At 49.0% G+C, this 17,585-nt stretch carries 20 protein-coding genes and 1 tRNA gene; 3 read left to right on the top strand and 18 right to left on the bottom strand.

What is annotated here, in order from left to right:
- Positions 1-50: 50 nt before the first annotated feature.
- From WC592_04110 to der, 10 genes are all read right to left on the bottom strand, one after another.
- Positions 51-308 (bottom strand): hypothetical protein, encoded by a 258-nt coding sequence (locus WC592_04110; protein MFA4981635.1) that lies wholly within the window; start codon positions 306-308, stop codon positions 51-53.
- A 76-nt stretch (positions 309-384) separates the two neighbouring features.
- Complete coding sequence (locus tag WC592_04105) at positions 385-990, bottom strand: GNAT family N-acetyltransferase (protein MFA4981634.1); 606 nt, start codon at positions 988-990, stop codon at positions 385-387.
- 9 nt (positions 991-999) lie between these two features.
- On the bottom strand, positions 1,000-1,146 hold the full coding sequence (locus tag WC592_04100; protein MFA4981633.1) for a hypothetical protein: 147 nt from the start codon (positions 1,144-1,146) through the stop codon (positions 1,000-1,002).
- An 8-nt stretch (positions 1,147-1,154) separates the two neighbouring features.
- Positions 1,155-1,310 carry a hypothetical protein gene (locus WC592_04095; GenBank protein ID MFA4981632.1) on the bottom strand — a complete coding sequence of 52 codons (156 nt, stop codon included), beginning with the start codon at positions 1,308-1,310 and terminating at the stop codon, positions 1,155-1,157.
- A 134-nt stretch (positions 1,311-1,444) separates the two neighbouring features.
- On the bottom strand, positions 1,445-2,116 hold the full coding sequence (locus WC592_04090; GenBank protein ID MFA4981631.1) for a hypothetical protein: 672 nt from the start codon (positions 2,114-2,116) through the stop codon (positions 1,445-1,447).
- Complete coding sequence (locus tag WC592_04085; GenBank protein MFA4981630.1) at positions 2,113-2,478, bottom strand: hypothetical protein; 366 nt, start codon at positions 2,476-2,478, stop codon at positions 2,113-2,115. Before WC592_04085 ends, WC592_04090 begins: the two co-directional genes overlap by 4 nt.
- 15 nt (positions 2,479-2,493) lie before the next feature.
- Positions 2,494-3,156, bottom strand: coding sequence for an archaemetzincin family Zn-dependent metalloprotease (locus tag WC592_04080; GenBank protein ID MFA4981629.1), 663 nt, complete (start codon positions 3,154-3,156; stop codon positions 2,494-2,496).
- Positions 3,157-3,181: 25 nt separating this feature from the next.
- Positions 3,182-3,442: a hypothetical protein gene (locus WC592_04075; protein ID MFA4981628.1), complete on the bottom strand. Its 261-nt coding sequence runs from the start codon at positions 3,440-3,442 to the stop codon at positions 3,182-3,184.
- Positions 3,443-3,455: 13 nt separating this feature from the next.
- Complete coding sequence (locus WC592_04070) at positions 3,456-3,911, bottom strand: hypothetical protein (GenBank protein MFA4981627.1); 456 nt, start codon at positions 3,909-3,911, stop codon at positions 3,456-3,458.
- A 75-nt stretch (positions 3,912-3,986) separates the two neighbouring features.
- Positions 3,987-5,303 (bottom strand): ribosome biogenesis GTPase Der, encoded by a 1,317-nt coding sequence (der, locus tag WC592_04065; protein ID MFA4981626.1) that lies wholly within the window; start codon positions 5,301-5,303, stop codon positions 3,987-3,989.
- 158 nt (positions 5,304-5,461) lie between these two features.
- Here der and WC592_04060 point away from each other — a divergent pair, with 158 nt between their 5' ends.
- Positions 5,462-5,662, top strand: a complete 201-nt coding sequence (locus tag WC592_04060) for a cold-shock protein (protein ID MFA4981625.1) — start codon at positions 5,462-5,464, stop codon at positions 5,660-5,662.
- A gap of 43 nt (positions 5,663-5,705) precedes the next feature.
- Here the strand turns inward: WC592_04060 and WC592_04055 are convergent, their stop codons facing one another.
- The 8 genes from WC592_04055 to WC592_04020 all read right to left on the bottom strand — a co-directional run bounded on the left by WC592_04055 (position 5,706) and on the right by WC592_04020 (position 14,348).
- A complete protein-coding gene (locus WC592_04055) occupies positions 5,706-7,391 on the bottom strand; it encodes an AsmA-like C-terminal region-containing protein (protein MFA4981624.1) in 1,686 nt (561 codons plus the stop codon).
- A gap of 26 nt (positions 7,392-7,417) precedes the next feature.
- Positions 7,418-8,254: a hypothetical protein gene (locus WC592_04050; GenBank protein ID MFA4981623.1), complete on the bottom strand. Its 837-nt coding sequence runs from the start codon at positions 8,252-8,254 to the stop codon at positions 7,418-7,420.
- A gap of 446 nt (positions 8,255-8,700) precedes the next feature.
- Positions 8,701-8,776: transfer RNA gene (locus WC592_04045), tRNA-Lys, on the bottom strand.
- A gap of 110 nt (positions 8,777-8,886) precedes the next feature.
- Positions 8,887-9,444 carry a ribosome recycling factor gene (frr, locus tag WC592_04040; protein MFA4981622.1) on the bottom strand — a complete coding sequence of 186 codons (558 nt, stop codon included), beginning with the start codon at positions 9,442-9,444 and terminating at the stop codon, positions 8,887-8,889.
- A gap of 17 nt (positions 9,445-9,461) precedes the next feature.
- A complete protein-coding gene (gene pyrH / locus WC592_04035) occupies positions 9,462-10,178 on the bottom strand; it encodes a UMP kinase (GenBank protein MFA4981621.1) in 717 nt (238 codons plus the stop codon).
- A gap of 74 nt (positions 10,179-10,252) precedes the next feature.
- A complete protein-coding gene (gene tsf / locus WC592_04030) occupies positions 10,253-10,837 on the bottom strand; it encodes a translation elongation factor Ts (GenBank protein MFA4981620.1) in 585 nt (194 codons plus the stop codon).
- A gap of 131 nt (positions 10,838-10,968) precedes the next feature.
- Positions 10,969-11,823 (bottom strand): 30S ribosomal protein S2, encoded by an 855-nt coding sequence (gene rpsB, locus WC592_04025; protein MFA4981619.1) that lies wholly within the window; start codon positions 11,821-11,823, stop codon positions 10,969-10,971.
- Between the two features lie 701 nt (positions 11,824-12,524).
- Positions 12,525-14,348: an ABC transporter transmembrane domain-containing protein gene (locus tag WC592_04020; GenBank protein ID MFA4981618.1), complete on the bottom strand. Its 1,824-nt coding sequence runs from the start codon at positions 14,346-14,348 to the stop codon at positions 12,525-12,527.
- 356 nt (positions 14,349-14,704) lie between these two features.
- On the opposite strand from WC592_04020, the gene WC592_04015 reads away from it, so the two are divergent.
- Entirely contained in the window at positions 14,705-15,631 is a 927-nt protein-coding gene (locus WC592_04015; protein MFA4981617.1) for a Gfo/Idh/MocA family oxidoreductase, read from the top strand.
- On the top strand, positions 15,628-16,755 hold the full coding sequence (lpxB, locus tag WC592_04010; protein MFA4981616.1) for a lipid-A-disaccharide synthase: 1,128 nt from the start codon (positions 15,628-15,630) through the stop codon (positions 16,753-16,755). The genes WC592_04015 and lpxB overlap by 4 nt, the downstream gene beginning before the upstream one ends.
- Positions 16,756-17,585 lie beyond the last annotated feature (830 nt).

The raw sequence follows: 17,585 nt of genomic DNA, 5'->3' as shown, positions 1-17,585 counted from the left end.
AAAATGCGCCCGGGATCCGCATAACAGGTTACTATTATTTTATGATTTCTCTATTTCGTCTTTGCGGTCCTCAAAGACTGGGTACGCGCTTTGGCTGAACCCTCTTCGATCCTGGTTGCCATGTCCTGAAACATACTAACTTTAATCGGCGGAATCTTTACCCTGTTCTTTTCCTTTGCCGGGGGGAACTTAATCGTGCCCTGGATTATCTTAAACAGGTTTTGTTCTTTCTGCGGCTGTTCGGCAAACGCCAGCGTCACGCTTGACGCGAATAACACAGCCATCGCCATTATCGCTATACGCTTCATGCCCGCCTCCTTTTTTATTAAAACCCGTCTTTTAATTATATCATACATTGAAAAAAATGCAAATTCCGGGAACACCTTAAATAATATCCTTCACCAGCTGCAGATGCTTAAAAACACCGTTCTCAAGATCGAGCGGCGGCAGTTCCATCTCCACTTTATAGCCGAGCTTCTTGCGTAAAGAGAGCGCGGCGATATTGTCGTACTTCACGCTCACGACTATCCTCCTGAAGCCTTCGCGCCTGGCCTTCTCCTCGGCTATCCCGAAAAGCCTTTCGCCTAAGCCCTGAGCTCTGAACTTCGGATAGAGGGCGCTGTTGCTGGAATGCAGGTCCCCTTCTCTTGAACCGTTCAATACGCGGCCGGCCCTAAGCAGCGGAATAATATAGCGGAAGAAACTTAATTTCATATATTTAAATATTAAAAATCCGAAACGGAAGAACTCGGTTTTTGTAGTTTTATAATCGTATAACAACGTCATTCCCGCAACCTCGCCGTCCATCTCCATGAAATACGAGTGTTCGTAGCTGAAGTAATTCCTTTTTTCCTTAAATAACCTGCCCAGGACGATCCCGGCATCCTTACCCAGGATCCCTGTATATAGGTCTTCTCCCGTCAACAGCATAAGCCGCGAAAAATCTTCCGAATCTTCGGGGGCGCCGCGGCGTATTACCACGTTATGCATTGCTTAACATCACCTTTTGAGCCGGCCTACTATGGACTCTTTTATTAAATGAAGCGGATACCCGATAACTATCGAAAGCAAACTGAGGATGAGGAGCGGAGTCACGACGATCAGCGTCAGGATCAATAACACCCTGTCATAAATATACGCGGCCATACTATACCTCAGGACTGTTTCATCAGGATAATCAATACAGCGGAAATCATTATGGCTATATTTATGTATAAAAGCCATCTCACATTCGACACCTGCCTGTCCGTATGGGCAAGCGAGCTATGCATCTCCTTTAACTGATGTATTATATGTTCTTCGTGACTCATCGCACACCCCCGATTTGTTGTAGCCTGACTCTGACAAATCGTCCCGTGATTTGCCGTTATTTTGCTCAGGCAAATCATCCCGAGACGCTGTTATCTCACTCCCCCGGCGAGGGAATACCTTAATATATCTAACTCTAAATTTTTGCTACTTCACCCCTCATCTTTAATATCTTTTCGCCTTCCGGATATTTCTCTATTAATAATTCAAATATCTCCGGAATGTAATCCAGGTATTTTCCCCCGATCTCTATGATGGCCTCCTTGAAACTCGTCTCCCTGAACATCTCACTGTATTGATAATCCGACCTTGTGCCTTCTTCTACCATATTGATCCACAATAGCTCGGAGACCTTCCGGTTCGCCTCAAAAGCGGTCTTCCTGTTCTTCTTCAAAGCGGCTATCTGGTCAACGGTCACGCGGCCTTTCATGCGCGCCCATGCCGTATCGGCGCCGGCGCCGTCCTTTTCGGGAAAATCGAATCCGAGGTTTATCTGGTTATCATAAGTCTCATCGTCTACCTTGACTATATCCACCTCGAAGACTATGGAACCCAGGACCTGCTTATTTTCCGGCTTGCTGAACGCGCTCTTCCTGCTGGCATAGGTGATATCTCCCTTGTTTATGAGCGCCAGTTTCAGTTTGCCGGTCTCGTATAATCTGCCGTCGGGCCTCTGGATCAACTCCGAAGCTCCGCGCATATCTCCGGTCAGCCCTTCGATCTCATAGCGGTCCCTTTCCTCCGGCAATGCCGCGGCGCAGGATACGATAACGCAGGATATTGCGATACTGATGAGGGCGCGTATCATGCCGAATACAGTATGGCCGCGCCGATAGCCGCCGGCGCAAGGCCGAGGAGGCGTACAAATAACGGCGGCTTCTGTTCCCACCATCCTAATATAGCCTTTATCCTGGCCGGCCCAAGCGCGAAGACTAGAGCGGCGCCTATGATCATCAATATACCCAGTGCGGTAATGACGACCGGATGCCTGCAGCTCGAGGCGGCCATAAGGAATATGACCCCAAAGATAAGCCTCGCGGCGCCTGCGCCGTATATCCTGTTACCCTCCTTCCAGAAGTTTATCACTATATTTAACACACGCGGATCCGCCGTAATGGTAAGCCCCATCCCTAAAACTATCAGCCCTATAGCCCTTACAAGTGTCAACATCTTCGATACCTCCTTTCACCACCTCTGCATTAACGCCTTCGTATCGACCAATGCCTTTTCATACCTGAGGCGCAGTTTATCCCGGCAGGCATGGCAAAACTCATCTCTCTGTTTATCGATGTCGGCAAGAGTATTTGAAAGGCACATTACACATTTCGGGTTCGTGCAATGCCCGAGGTCCCAGGAATGGCCAAGTTCATGCGCTGCCTCTTTCAGGGCCCTGTTATAATATGCTCTTTTATTCGGTTTCAGGCCGTAGAATTCGTCCTTAAGACGGGCCGAAGATATTACGCAGATCCCTCTTTTCGCGTCGGCGAGCCCGAAGACGAAGTCCGTCTCCGGCATATACAGGTCTACGTCCGTAATAAGGAGCACCCTTTCATTCGCGGTATCGACGGTCACGCGCCGCGAGATCTCTTTTAAAAGGACCCGGGCGTTATACTGCTTTCTCGAGGAATCGTAAGCGGACTCGGGCAGATCCTTCCCGGGGTCCACCAGCGTATTTGAACTCATGGAAAGGAATGAGGGAAGTTTGTCCTTAATCTCGGCTACGACTTTGCTGTCCGCGTCCCCGACAGGGACGATATATATATGTTCGGCTACGGCCTTAGCATGGCCTTCGCACGCGAAATACGCCGACAATGCGATAAGAGCGATCGTTAGCGCCGGTTTAAACATAGGATCGACTTTCAAGAGGTCCTCGTTACCTTCCGCCCGCCTTCATCTTATTTATCTCGTCGGCCGTGGCCTGCAATATTCCCACCTTTTTGAGCGGCTTGCCGTTGACGTCGTAATCTCCGGTTATGAAATCCCCTACCTTCTGGAATATCGTATCCGGCTTCATAGTCATCTGCTCCCTGGACTCGACCCTGTCTTCTTTCACGCTTCCGCATCCAGGGCCTCCGGCAAAAACCGATATTGAGGTAAAGATCAGGAATACCGCCAGCAACAACGCTTTTTTCATCTCACGCCTCCTCTTATTTTTCCTTTAATGGCGCTATGGTCAGGGATATATCTTTCCCCGGCTTAAATGTCATCCCGCGTATCTTTTCGCCGTCACGGTCCCAATCCCCGGCGCGCCCCCACCCGGCGAATTTACCGTCGACAAAATAGAACCAGTAATTATCCCTGTCCCCCGATGAAAGAAGTATCGGCGCCCCGGCGCCTGCTGTCATCGCCGTGAAGAACGATTCCGTCGTCACCTGTTCGAAAGACTTGGCCTTCCCGACCCTATACTCCCAGACTTCGATATTTTCGCCTGCGGTGTTCTTAATATACCCCTTTACAAGCGCGGGGGGGCCTACCCTTTTTATAACATCCGCTTTCGACATGCCTATCGAAGCGCTCTCAAACGCCTTCTCCGACTTCATGGTCGCGCATCCTCCCGCGGCAAGACAACCTATAAGTAAGAATAATACCGTCTTTCTAAGCATAACCGGCTCCTTTGCTAAAATTATACATCCTAAAGCGTCAAATCCCAAGCAAAAAGCACATGATGAACGGCGGTATCAATGTTTCGACGGTTTCTCGATCGCCAGCCTCAAGGGGACGCCTTCGAAATCATAAGCCATCCTTAAAAAATTCTCCGCGAAGCGTTTCAGGTTAGCGTTCATCATCCTGAAATCTTTGGGCCGCGTCATCAGAACGAACGCCGGCGGACGCTGTCCTGTCTGAGCGAGAAAGATAAATTTGACCCGCCTGTTCCTTATCTCCGGCGCGCTGTTCAGCGATTCCAGGATGCCGTGAAGCATACCGGGCCTGATGGTCATACCTGCCTTCTCGTAGATCGGCCATATGAGATCGAGGCTCGATCTGACATTCCTGCCGGATTTGCATGAGATGAATGTCACCGGATAGTTCCTGATGGCGCTCATCTTTTTTATCAGCATATTTTTATATTCCGGCATACCGGCGCCGCGGACCAGGTCCCATTTATTCACCGCGATTATGAGCCCTTTGCCCTCTTCTATTATGAACTCTAATATACGCGCGTCGTCCTCCCTTAAGCCGTCGCAACCGTCTATTATAGCTATGGCCACATCGGAACGCCTTATCGCCTCTTTCGAACGGACGCTCCCGTAGAAATCCGCCGCCTCATTCAGCTTGGTGTTGTGCCTGATGCCCGCGGTATCTATGAGCACATAATCGCGGTCCTTATAATTGAAATCCGTGTCAACGGCGTCCCTGGTGGTCCCTGCTGTAGGATGGACGATTACCCTATCCTCGCTCAGGATGAAATTGATATATGAAGACTTGCCGACGTTAGGCCTCCCGACAATGGCGACCTTCACTCCTTTAGCCGCGCTGACAGCGTCGCTTTTCTCCGTATAACCCGAAAGCTCTTCGAGAAATCTGTCTACACCTGCGCCATTCGCCGCGGAAACGGCGTAAGGCTCGCCCAACCCCAGCTCAAAGAATTCGAGCGCGGATGACATTTTCGAATCATCGTCTATCTTATTCACGACAAGGTATATCTTTTTTGAGGTCTTCCTCAAAGCGGCCGCAAGATCCCTGTCCTGAGGCAATATGCCGGCTGCGCCGTCGGTAACAAAGGCTATTATGTCGGCCTCCTGGATCGCTTTTTCAAGCTGTTTCAGGATGAGCCCGGCCATCTCTCCGGGCTTCGCCTTCTCAAACCCGCCCGTATCTATAAGCGTAAAGGACCTGTCCTTCAACCTGATATCCGCATACAGCCTGTCGCGCGTCGTTCCGCTCTTAGACTCGACTATGGCGGTCCTGGCGCCGACTATCCTGTTAAAGAGAGAGGATTTCCCGACATTAGGCCTGCCGACTATCGCTATTTTCGGTAATTTTGCTTTGACCATAGGGTATATTCTACCACAATACGTCAAATTGGCCTACTTCCATATTTTTTAACATATTACTGGACAACGAATTAAAAAAAGGATATAATATCCGACGATAGTAAATTAGGTAGCACCTGTTATTTACTATTAGTTCGATGGAAGGGAGGTAGTAAATAATGGTAAAAGGGAAAGTGAAATGGTTCAATGACGCCAAAGGCTATGGTTTCATCACGCCTGAGAATGGTAAGGATGTCTTCGTACATCACAGCGCTATTCAGGGTGATGGATTTAAGTCTTTAAAAGAAGGTCAGGATGTCGAGTTCGAGATAACCCAGGGACCTAAGGGCGAACAGGCCACAAACGTAGTGAAGCTGTAAGAAGTATAGCTGCAAAAAAATAAGACCCGGTATAAACCGGGTCTTATTTTTTCATCATCTTGCCGAGGGCTTCGGTCACAACCTCCCGGGCCTTTGCCGCCGCGTACTTTTTGGCTACATACTGCAGATCCGGGATGATATTCACCTCGGGAAGATACCCTTTTACTTTTATCGGTATCTCCAACTGCCCTGATCTATTCATAAGATACTGGAGATCGTTTATGCTCCTCATGAACGCGTTCGAAAGGTCGCTGTTTATCTGCAAGATAACATTTGCGCCTATCGACCGGTCAAATCCGGCCTCGCCGACACCGAAGATATTAAAATGGTCGGTCTTTAGCGACAGTTTTGGGAATTTCAAGAACCTTCCCTCGCATATAAACGGCACTTCAATAGGATATAGGACGGTGTCTTTGGATCGTATCTTAGCGTTATAGGCGTCCGACATCCTGTCCTCGAACAGCTCGACAAGGCCCGGTATCATCGAAATCTGCCGGAAAACGTCACGCACAACATTCATATTAACGATAACTCCGTCGTTGACCGACAGGCTGCCCCGGCCGGTGAGAGAGTCCTGCAGCTCCTCAGCGGTAAACCCACGCGAGCCTCCTTCAAAGACTAGATTCACATGGCCCGACAGGAACGGCTGTCCCTGTGTAGGCTGCGGCAGCATTTTGGCGAGGGCAAGGTCTTTGAGTGACAGCTTTAAAGCCGACCTCTTGGCCCCGGACAGGTCCGAGACGTTGCTCGACCCGGAAATGGCGCCGTCCGCAAATCCCGCTGAGAAGCTATCGACCTTAAGCGTGTCGTTCTTAAGGGCGCCTTTTACCGTAATATTGTTCAGCGCGTCCGGCAGATGGGAAACAGCGATCCTGCCGTTCTTATATTGAAAGGTGAGATCCGATCTTTTAAGAGGCGATGTGAAAGAAAACTTTTTTACATCTAAGCCTATAATGCCTTTCGGGTTCTCCCTGAACCCGGCATTTTTGGCCTCCGGAAAAGCTTTTACGACTTCATAGATATCGATCGCGCCCATATCGATCTTTACATTCCCGTTTATCATATCTATGGGCGACCCTGCCTGCGAGAAATTTACCGACCCTCTTATCTCTACATTCTGCCGCCGGGCGAACAACGCCATTGCGGCGCTAAAAGGGGCCGAGGCGCCCAGGGATACTCCATTTACACGGACATCAATGTGCCGTACGGATACAACTGAAAGCGGCGTTTTCGACATATCGGTAAATATAACCTCACCGTCTTTCAACTCTATCGTCTTTACGAAGAATAGCGGTATGGCCGCCTCACTGCCTCCGGCCTTCTTGGCTGCGGCATCGATCTGCGGTTTCATGCCGGCTATGACTATCGCGCCGTCTGGATTTCGCTGTATCTCGATATGAGGCTTTGAGAGCGCCACAACTCCGAATCTGAACTCTTTTTTCAAGAGCGGCATGAGCTCAACCGAAAAAGACCCTGATTTCGCGCGCGCGCCGGCCTTCTCCTGCTTACCAACGGCGGAATAGATGACAAAGTCTTCAGCCTTGATCGATATCCCGTCTTTCCAGACAAGAGATAGTTTTCCTATTTCCACCCGCGCGCCAATTGCCTTACCTATAGCCTTTGCAAGTGCGGCCCTGTATGAGTCAATATTAAATGTCGCAATAAACAGCGTAACTCCGGCAACAAGCAGGATTATAATAATAAGACTCGCCGCAATGATCCGCTTCATTTTTACTATGCCGATCATGTTGGATCTTACTCACCGAAAGGATTCTTAAAGACGTTCTTTACCGTATCCGCGGTCTGCTTTGCGACATCCTGCGCCTTCGCCGCGGCTTCGGTCGCCGCTTTAGCGGCCTGTTTTGCCGTTTCCTGTGAGGCAGCGACATTCTCCATAACGTTGGCGGCCATCTTATGCGCGGAAGCCAGCGTATCTCCTATAGTGCCCTGCATCCCCCTTAGGTCAAAATTCGTTAGAGACGCTATAGACGTGTTCATCAGGGCCTTTACGACGATCAGGCTTGCCAGCGAATATGGATCATCGACGTTGGTATAACTCTCATTGATATTGACATTGAACTCTTTTACTATCGGCGCGCCGCCTTTTGAGTAATCCCTGTATACGACTTTACCTATACTGAGATTAAGGGAGTCTATCTGTATTTCGGGGGCCTTGCCGGGCGTTTCTTCGGAGGGTGCCTTGCCTTCTTTCTGCGCCCGGACCATCCTTAAGGAATCGAGATTAAGTTTACCGTTGGCGTTCTTCACTACGACAAATTCTCTTAACGCCAGACGGACCTCGGGAAGGTGTATCTTGCCTCCCATAATTGCGGGAAGGTCATAATTTACATATATCTCCGGCATATCTATCATAGTCCTGTCATGGAAACCCGGGGGGTTCAGTAATTTGAGGTTTTTGATATGGACTATTGGCCTGAGGATCCCTACGCTAAGGCCTCCGATATTAAGTTTAAGGCCCATCACGAGCTCAACGCCCTTTTCGACAGACATCTTTATTACAGCGTCTTTGGTAAACGCCGCGACAAAGACCACGACTAAAACAACTGCAGCGATGGTGATAATTTTCTTCATTGTGCCGCCTCCATTTCTTGTACCTTATTATTTACCGTAAATCCATAGGTTTGTCAATTGTTAATAGCTGGATTTTTAAAAAGATAAGCCACGAGGACCCTCACGTCGCGCTTACAGTGAAAAGAAAAATCGATTAAGGTCGCCGAAGGCGACACAACTTTTGGAGGATATGGGTTAGTAAGGGAAAAGGAGGACATTCTCCTCCTTTTCCCTTCTATAGGTTAAGTTTGGTTGTGGCGAGATATTCCTATAAGGAAAAGGGATACAGAGAGCGAGCTATAGATATTGGGTCGGCGAGCGAACGTCATAAGGGGAAAACTACGTTTTCCCCTTTGAACATTTTTTGCCCGGGCTGGCGTCCTTTAGTAGGTAGTCCCTCGTCGCCTCAGTTTAACTACATCTCCTCGGGATCATTTTTTGCCATGACGAAGGTTACAGGCAAAAAATGGTGGGCCACGTTGGACTCGAACCAACCGCAACCACATTAAAAGTGTGGTGCTCTGCCAGATGAGCTAGTGGCCCTAGTGAGTCAAATTGAGTCAGTAATTAAGCGATTATATACTTAAATTGACTTTGGCGATTAAGTTATTAAGTTTAAGGATAAGCTACTTAATCACTTAATTGCTTAATCGCTATCCTTGGATTTCCTTCTCTTTACCGGCGAGGAGGTTATCTATATCTTTAATGTACTTATCGGTGAGCTTCTGGATGTCTTCCTGCCCCTTAAACTTCTCGTCTTCGGTGATCAACTTGTCTTTTTCCGCTTTCCTCACGTGCTCTACCGCGCTGTGCCTTCCGGTGCGGAGCGATACCCTGCCGTCCTCGGCTATCTTCTTCAATATCTTATCCAATTCCTGCTTACGCTCCTGTGTAAGCGACGGGACCGTGAGCCTTAAGACCTTGCCGTCATTTGTTGGAACGATGCCTATTTCCGATTTAAGTATGGCCTTTTCGATCTCCCCCAGCGCGTTCTTGTCCCAGGCCTGTATGACTATATTCTTGGCGTCGGGTGTCGATATCGCGGCCAGCTGTCTTATAGGCGTCAACGTGCCGTAATAATCCACCCTTATGCCTTCTACAAGAGCTGTTGACGCCCTGCCTGTCCTTATTACAGAGAATTCTCTCTGCGTGGCCTCAACGGTCTTCTTCATCTTCATTTCCGTATCGTGAACAATCTCTTTAAGCGTCATATCTTCACCCCGTTAGTTCATCCTTTTACTACAGTCCCTATTTTTTCCCCGAGTAAAACCCTTTTTATGTTCCCTTCCCTGAGAAGATTGAAGACTATTATGGGAAGTTTGTTGTCCATGCACAGGCTTGTGGCCGTCGCGTCCATGACCTTCAATCCTTTTTTCAGGACATCGATATACCTTAAGCTCTCGAATTTCCGGGCCTTCTTGTTCTTGACCGGGTCGGACGAATATATCCCGTCTACTTTAGTGGCTTTCAATATGACATCAGCGCCTATCTCTATCGCTCGCAGCGCCGCCGTAGTATCGGTAGTGAAATAAGGGTTACCGGTGCCGCCGACAAATATCACTACCCTGTTCTTTTCGAGATGTCTTATGGCGCGCCGTCTTATATACGGCTCAGCGAGGGCCTGCATCGCTATAGCGGTCTGTACCCTCGTAAATACCCCGACTTTTTCGAGCGCGTCCTGCAGGGCGAGGCCGTTTATCACCGTCGCGAGCATACCCATATAATCGGCGCTGACCCTGTCTATGCCTTTAACGTTGCCGGAGACCCCGCGGAATATATTGCCGCCGCCGATAACTATAGCTATGTCTACGCCGAGCTTCCTGGCCTCTTTGATCTGGCTGGCGATCGAGGCGATGACTTCGTAATCGATGCCGGAACCCATGCGTCCCTGAAGCGCCTCGCCCGAAAGTTTCAGAACTACACGTTTAAATACTGGCTTGGACATAGTTAGTTGTAAGTCGTAAGTTTTAAGTTGTAAGACAAAAATTTATGACTTACAACTTATAGCTTACAACTGTTTTATAGCTCTTCCCCAACCTGAAATCTCGTGAACCTGCGCACTATGATATTCTCGCCTATCTTGGCGATCATCGACGTCAAGACATCCTTGACCTTCAGGCTTGGGTCCTTTATGAAAGGCTGCTCAAGAAGGCAGACCTCTTCGTAGAATTTAGTCAGCTTGCCGTCTATTATCTTATCCGCGGCGGCGGCCGGTTTACCCACCAGCTGCGCCTTTATTATCTCTGTTTCTTTCTTTATGGCGGCGTCCGACACATCCTCTCTCTTCACATATATCGGATTGGACGCGGCGACCTGCATGGCCAGGTTCTTCACGAATGTCTTGAAGTCGTCGTTCCTCGCTACGAAGTCCGATTCGCAATCTACTTCGACCAGGACCCCTATCTTACCGCCGAGGTGGATATAGCTCTCTATCCGTCCCTCTTTAGCCGCGCGCCCGATCTTCTTGGATGCCAGGGCCACTCCCTGCTTTCTCAATACCTCAACCGCTTTATCGATATCCCCGCCCGATTCGCGGAGCGCCTTTTTGCAATCCACAACGCCGGCGTTCGTCTTTTCCCTGAGTTTCTTTATCGCGTCTATCATCGTTTCTCCTCGTAAAGTTGACTTGGTAATTAAGCGATTCTATGCTTTATATCCTCTCAGCGATTAAGTGATTAAGTAAAACTTAATCGCTTAATAACTTAATTGCTTAATCACTACCTCAGTCATCACGCTTATTTAACTTTCTTCTTCTTCTTTATGGGAACGTCTTTAGGCAGAGACTCGTCTTCTTTTAATTTGAGGTCTCCTTCGACAAGTTCCTCTATCTTCTCATCAACGACCTTTATCCCATCTTCAGCCTCTTCTTCAGCCTCTTCCTTTGCCTTGGCCTCGCTCGCCGCAAAAGCCCGTTTACCTTCCATAAGGCTGTCGGCTATGATGCCGGTGACAAGCTTTATCGAGCGGATCGCGTCGTCATTGCCGGGTATGATGTAATTGACCATATCCGGATCGGAGTTCGTATCGACGAGCGCTATTATAGGGATCTTCAATAACTTCGCCTCTTTTACCGCTATGTCCTCTTTTTTAGAGTCCACGACAAATACGGCCTTTGGCAATTTATCCATGGCCCTGACGCCCTCGAGGTTCTTATTCAGTTTGAACATCTCTTTATTCAGCTTGGAAGCCTCTTTCTTCGACAGCTTGGCAAGGGTGCCATCCTCTTTGAGCCTTTCAATCTCAGTCAGACGCTTGATGCTCTTCTTTATCGTCTGGAAATTGGTCAGCATACCGCCGAGCCACCTCTGGTTCACAAAGAACATGCCGCATCTCGACGCGTCCTCTTTGATTATATCCTGGGCCTGTTTCTTCGTTCCGATAAACAGGACGTAGCCGCCGCTCGTGGCGATGGATCTCAGGAAATCGCATGCCTTCCTTATGCATTCTTCGGTCTTGGAAAGGTCTATGATGTAGATGCCGTTCTTTTCGCCGAATATATACTTCTTCATCTTGGGGTTCCACCTCTTCGTCTCATGACCGAAGTGCACCCCCGCCTCTAATAAGTTCTTCATCAACGCAGATTCTACCATATTTTACTTTCTTTCTCCTTCCTTCTCATTGTGTTATGTCCATTGTATATACTACTTTATGCGATTTTAAGTCTCGATATTATACGCTGTCCGACCCTATTTTGCAAGGATATTTGTGAATGAAATTTTTACAGATACTGCTCTAACCTAAGCCTAGTTATGTGAGCACTGAAAATATTCCCCCTTCAGTATAGCTATAGGGTCGGTCTTTGTTCAGTCGAAAAACGGGAGCCTGCGGCAACTCGGCCGGCGTCCCGCTTTCGGCGGGACGATGATCCGGCCTCGAACAGCCTTGGCTCTTTTAATATGCAAAAATGCTTATATATAACCGTTTTTCTCCATCACAAAGACCTAATATTTTCAATGTGCTCATCATAACGTCGGCTTAGGTTTTAATCTGTTCCCAAGCTAAAATTTTTCGCTACTCAGGTGGCAGAACTTTTGGGCGATTGCCGGAGCGGCTTTTAACCTGCCCCCTCAGCAAAATTTCTTCGCTCTTAACTGCAAGGGCAGATAACGGCAGGTTGCCCTTGAGGCGTTATATTTTGTCGACACCGCACTACACCCAAATTCCTTAAAGCCGTTGTCTGCATAACAGCAAAATAAAAATTAATTACAAACATTGACCTATATACTCTTGACGGCAAAATTAGCCGAAAGGGCGCCTGCCGTTAAGCTGCCCTGTGGCGAGGCGAAAAATTTTACCTCAACACATTATCCCTGAACTGCATGTCATAAAGGCGCTTATAGAGGCCCTCTTTCGCGATAAGCTCCTCATGCGAGCCCTTGTCGACCACCCTGCCGGCGTCCAATACATATATTGATGTGGCGTGTTTTATCGTGCTCAGGCGGTGGGCGATGACGAAGACCGTCCTGCCCTTCATCATCCTGTCTATGGCCTCCTGGACCAGTATCTCGGACTCCGTATCGAGCTGGGAGGTCGCCTCATCGAGTATCAGGATCGGCGGGTCTTTGAAGACGGCCCTGGCTATGGCAAGCCTCTGCTTCTCGCCGCCTGAAAGCCTGAACCCGCGCTCGCCGATCATCGTCTCGTAACCCTTTGGCATCCTCATTATAAAATCGTGGGCGTTAGCTATCTTGGCGGCCCTCATCACGCCGTCCTTATCGAAACTCCTGGTGCCGTAGGCTATGTTCGAGGCGACCGTATCATTAAATAATATCGTCTCCTGCGTAACGATGCCTATCTGGCCCATGAGCGATTTCAGCGTACAATCCCGGACATCTATGCCGTCGACCAGGATTTGCCCCTCAGTAACATCATAAAAACGCGGGACCAGATTGACCAGCGTAGTCTTGCCGACGCCGCTTGGGCCCACAAACGCCGCGATCTCGCCGACCTTCACCTCAATATTTATATCTTTTAATATATCCTTATCCTCGTACCTGAAATAGACGTGTCTCAATGCCACGCGCTCTCTTATCCTTGGCAATTCTACGGCCCCGGGCTTCTCCATTACTGAAGGGTTCGCGTCGAGAGTCTCGAATATCCTGTCGGCGGCCGCAAGCGCTTGCTGGTTTATATTGTATACGTTCGTGAGACGCTTGATTGGCTTCAATATGGAGAGCATGCATGCGAGGAACGTGACAAAAGCGCCCGCAGACAACGCACCCGAGACTATCTCCTTACCCGCTATCCACAGGATCACCGCAACGCAGATCATCCCGACGAATTCCGTCAACGGGCTGACAACGGCCATCCTCTTCACCGATTTCATTTCAAGCTTATAGAAGTAGTTATTCTGGTCGGCGAATTTTTTCGCTTCATAATCTTCCATGGAGAAGGCCTTTACGACACGCACGCCCGATATCGTCTCGTGCAGGGTCGTGGTTATATCCCCCATCTTCTCCTGAGATTTCTTGGATATGGCTTTAAGTTTCTTGCCTATCAGCATCACCGGGTATACCACCAGCAGGAATATCCCTATGCTTATGACTATAAGCACCCAGGATATGGAGAAGTATACCTTTATCCCTATCAACATCGACATGTAGATGATGAGCTGGATAGGCTGGTAAAAAAGGTCCGTGAGGCCCGAGGATATGGAATCCCTTATTATAGCGGCGTCGTATGTCACTCTGGACATCAATTTGCCGGTAGAGTTCCTTGAATAAAAATCCATGGAAAGGGTGAGAAATTTCTTGTATATGGTGTTCTTGACATCCCTTATGACGCGCTGGGATACGTCGTTCATCAGATATGTCTGGTAGAATCCGAAGAAGTTCTTTAATAGCCACAGCACCGTGACAATTATCATCATGCTGTTCAACAACTCCATGGCTGACATAGAGTTAGCTGCATCTAAAAGGTACTGGATCGGGGCAGGCAAAGGCACGTTTCCCGGCACCATTATCTTCTTGCCGGCTATTACCTTATCCACAAGCGGTATTATCATGCTTATGGATACGCCGCCGAATGCGGATGTGATGACCATGCAGACAGCGGCCAGCACAAGCTCCCATGCGTGCGGTATAACGAACCTTACGAGCCTCGCGTATTTATTCATATTTTATCCAATCAGGGGATTCATCCCGCCAATTCAGACCGCAGTCTTTAGGATGCAGGTATTAGGGGCGGGATTTCGCCAGTGCGAATGAAAATTCCAAACTTAGACCACAACGGCTTCATATATTAACACAATGGCACCGGGTTGTCGAGGCAAATTTGAAGATGACCTATCACCTACGAGGTGTGACGAGCCTAAGTAATCCCCGCCCGGAATAAGACTCGGGGCGGGATCCCGCCCCGAGTGAAAGAATCGGCGGGGCACTCCTCGTAGGTCTAACATAGATTATTGGTTAACTTCTTGCAAAAGCGGTACATTAGTGATATAATCCACCCTTGTGTACCTGAGGAAATAGCATGGAAAAGATAAAAATCGGAGTAGTAGGTGTCGGCCGTCTGGGCACATTCCACACCAAGGTCTATTCGAGGCTCGACAACGTAAAACTGGTAGGCATATGCGACTGCAACCTGGAGCAGGCCCTGGAGGCCGGTAAGAAGTACCATACTTCCAGTTATGCCGATTATGAAGAGCTTTTTGATAAGGTCCAAGCCGTAAGTATAGCCGTCCCCACGAGTCTGCATTACAACATAGCCAAAGAGTTCCTGAACCACGACATTCACGTCTTAATAGAAAAACCGATCACAAAGACCCTTTCGGAAGCTGAAGAGCTGGTCCAGATAGCCAGGGACAGGAACCTCATAATCCAGGTGGGCCATATCGAAAGGTTCAATTCGGCGGTCCTCGCGATAGAGCCTTATCTCAAGAAACCGAAATTCATAGAATGCCAGAGGCTTGGGCCGTTTCACAAGAGGGTGAAGGACGTGGGCGTGGTCCTGGACCTCATGATACACGATATAGACATAGTCCTGGGACTGATGGAGCAGGATGTAGTCAATATAGAGGCTGTGGGGCTTAGCACAATATCGGACCATGAAGACGTCGCGAACGTCCGACTGACATTCGAAGACGGGACGATCGCCGACATAACGGCGAGCCGCGTCACAAAAGACGTCGTCAGGAAGATGCGCATATTCCAGGAAGACTCCTACGTTTCGCTGGACTACGTCACCCAGGACGCCGCGATATTCAAAAAGACCGATGATAGGATAATAAAAGAGAAGATAAAGATAAAGAAGAAAGAGGCGTTGAAGCGGGAGTTGAAGTCGTTCATCGAATGCGTAAGGACCGGCAAGCGGCCTAAGGTTTCCGGCGTAGAAGGAAAGCGCGCCCTTCAGGTAGCGCTTCAAATAACGGAAAAGATACTACCTTCCAAGAAACCATGAATATCCTCATAGTGGCCGGAGAACCGTCCGGCGACCTACATGCTTCCAATCTCGTAAAAGACTTAAGATCTATGCGGCAGGGCTTGCGTTTTTTCGGGCCCGGCGGCGAACTCTCCAAAGAGGCCGGCGTTGAAGTCATCTTCGACATATCGAAACTGGCGTTGGTCGGCGCGGTCGAGGTGGTAAAGAACATAGCTACCGTCGGAAAAGCCTATAAGGCGGTCATGTCGAAGATAGAAGCCCAAAAGCCGGACCTGGCCATACTGGTCGACTACCCCGGCTTTAACCTGAGACTGGCAAAAGCCCTGAAGAAGAGGTCGATACCCGTCGTATACTACATAAGCCCGCAGATATGGGCGTGGGGGCTCGACAGGATCGAGATAATTAAGAGATGCGTAAAGAAGATGATCGTATTTTTCAAGTTCGAGGAGGAGCTGTACAAGAGATACGGAGTGGACGCGGAATTTGTGGGCCATCCCCTAGTCGATATAGTTAAGATGACTCTGCCCAAGGATGACGTAATGAAGGCGTACGATCTTTTAAAAGGAAAGAAGACGATCGCCCTCCTGCCCGGCTCGCGCTCTCTCGAGGTAAGGTCTTTCCTTCCGGTGATGCTGTCCGCCGCAGGCATCCTGAACGACAAACTGAAAGGCGCGCAATTCATAATAGCGCGCCATCCCGGCCTTCCCTTACGTTTCTACGAAGAAGCGGTCGGCAATTCAGGCCTCGACGTCAGGATCGCTACAAGCGATACATATAATATCGTGGGCGCCTCCGACTTCGCAATAGTAGCGTCGGGGACGGCAACTCTTGAGACCGCCATAATAGGGACGCCTTTTGTCATGATGTATAAGACAAGCTTCCTGACATATATATTATATAAGGCCGTCATGAAGTCTCCCTTCGTGGGTCTCGTCAATGTCATCGCCGGAAAAGAAGTGGTGCCGGAACTCTTGCAGTACGACGCAACGCCGGCTAATATAGCCGCCAAGTCCGTCGAGATAATGGAAAACGCCGGCAAGATGGCCGCCATGCTAAGCGACCTGCAGGCCGTCAAGGTTTCTTTAGGCGGACCCGGCGCGCGCCTCCGCGCCGCCAAATCCATCCTTCCTCTGCTTCAATAATTCGCTACTATGAAATTTTTACGTATTTAGCTCAAACCTAAGCCTCGTTATGTGAGCACTGAAAATATTCGCTCCTTATGAAATTTTTACACCCTATCCCCAATGGCCATCTCGGCCGTGGGCTTCGCCTAATTTTGCTTTCAAGAATGATCAGTTTTGTAGAAATTAATCCGCTTTATTCAGTTCTTATGGGTGCCCTGCTTCAATATGCTTTGGGTAATAGCTATAATCTTAGCAAAATTTACGGCTCAACCCACATGGCCTCGTGGCCATACAGCATTACCCAGCTGTAAAAATTTCCAACTCGCTCCACCTGGAAAATTTTTCGCTCCCCAGGTGGCAGTGCTTTCGGGCGCTAGCCGAAGCAACTTTTAACCTGCCCCCCAGTAAAATTTCTTCACCCCTGTCTCAGATGGCGCCCGCCTGCCCGACTTAGATTCATGCCGGCGGGCAGGGAACTTTTGGGCGATTGCCGAAGATGCTTCTAACCTGCCACCTCAATAAAATTTCTTCGCTCCGACTGCAGGGGCAGATAACGGCAGGTAGCCCTTGAGGCGTTATATTTTGCCGAGGCCGCACCGCAACACAAACTCTTTTTAAGCCGCTGTCTCCATAACAGCAAGGTGAAAAATTTATTATTAATACTAAACCCAAATACTCTTGACGGCAAAATTAGCCGAAAGGGCGCCTGCCGTTAAGCTGCCCTGTGGTGGAGCAGAAAAATTTTCCCCACTTTACACTTGACAAGTGACAAGCTGTATGATAGACTTGACAATTGTCAAGCAAAGGAGATATTATGGCACAAGGATACATAAGCCCTACACAATTGG

Source organism: Candidatus Omnitrophota bacterium (genome assembly GCA_041648975.1).
Lineage (GTDB): Bacteria > Omnitrophota > Gorgyraeia > 2-01-FULL-45-10 > 2-01-FULL-45-10 > JAQUSE01.
Note: the sequence above shows the minus strand (reverse complement) of the source record. Positions and strands in the feature narration are given on the sequence as shown.

Bases quoted from the DNA above. Each gene is read 5' to 3' on its own strand.
- WC592_04105 (MFA4981634.1), bottom strand. From the start codon at position 990: ATGCATAACGTGGTAATACGCCGCGGCGCCCCCGAAGATTCGGAAGAT.
- WC592_04095 (MFA4981632.1), bottom strand. From the start codon at position 1,310: ATGAGTCACGAAGAACATATAATACATCAGTTAAAGGAGATGCATAGC.
- der (MFA4981626.1), bottom strand. From the start codon at position 5,303: ATGGTCAAAGCAAAATTACCGAAAATAGCGATAGTCGGCAGGCCTAAT.
- rpsB (MFA4981619.1), bottom strand. From the start codon at position 11,823: ATGGTAGAATCTGCGTTGATGAAGAACTTATTAGAGGCGGGGGTGCAC.
- WC592_04075 (MFA4981628.1), bottom strand. From the start codon at position 3,442: ATGAAAAAAGCGTTGTTGCTGGCGGTATTCCTGATCTTTACCTCAATA.
- WC592_04070 (MFA4981627.1), bottom strand. From the start codon at position 3,911: ATGCTTAGAAAGACGGTATTATTCTTACTTATAGGTTGTCTTGCCGCG.
- WC592_04080 (MFA4981629.1), bottom strand. From the start codon at position 3,156: ATGTTTAAACCGGCGCTAACGATCGCTCTTATCGCATTGTCGGCGTAT.
- WC592_04020 (MFA4981618.1), bottom strand. From the start codon at position 14,348: ATGAATAAATACGCGAGGCTCGTAAGGTTCGTTATACCGCACGCATGG.
- tsf (MFA4981620.1), bottom strand. From the start codon at position 10,837: ATGATAGACGCGATAAAGAAACTCAGGGAAAAGACGAACGCCGGCGTT.
- WC592_04050 (MFA4981623.1), bottom strand. From the start codon at position 8,254: ATGAAGAAAATTATCACCATCGCTGCAGTTGTTTTAGTCGTGGTCTTT.
- frr (MFA4981622.1), bottom strand. From the start codon at position 9,444: ATGACGCTTAAAGAGATTGTTCACGATACGGAAATGAAGATGAAGAAG.
- WC592_04060 (MFA4981625.1), top strand. From the start codon at position 5,462: ATGGTAAAAGGGAAAGTGAAATGGTTCAATGACGCCAAAGGCTATGGT.
- WC592_04015 (MFA4981617.1), top strand. From the start codon at position 14,705: ATGGAAAAGATAAAAATCGGAGTAGTAGGTGTCGGCCGTCTGGGCACA.
- WC592_04055 (MFA4981624.1), bottom strand. From the start codon at position 7,391: ATGAAGCGGATCATTGCGGCGAGTCTTATTATTATAATCCTGCTTGTT.
- WC592_04110 (MFA4981635.1), bottom strand. From the start codon at position 308: ATGAAGCGTATAGCGATAATGGCGATGGCTGTGTTATTCGCGTCAAGC.
- pyrH (MFA4981621.1), bottom strand. From the start codon at position 10,178: ATGTCCAAGCCAGTATTTAAACGTGTAGTTCTGAAACTTTCGGGCGAG.
- WC592_04100 (MFA4981633.1), bottom strand. From the start codon at position 1,146: ATGGCCGCGTATATTTATGACAGGGTGTTATTGATCCTGACGCTGATC.
- WC592_04090 (MFA4981631.1), bottom strand. From the start codon at position 2,116: ATGATACGCGCCCTCATCAGTATCGCAATATCCTGCGTTATCGTATCC.
- WC592_04085 (MFA4981630.1), bottom strand. From the start codon at position 2,478: ATGTTGACACTTGTAAGGGCTATAGGGCTGATAGTTTTAGGGATGGGG.
- lpxB (MFA4981616.1), top strand. From the start codon at position 15,628: ATGAATATCCTCATAGTGGCCGGAGAACCGTCCGGCGACCTACATGCT.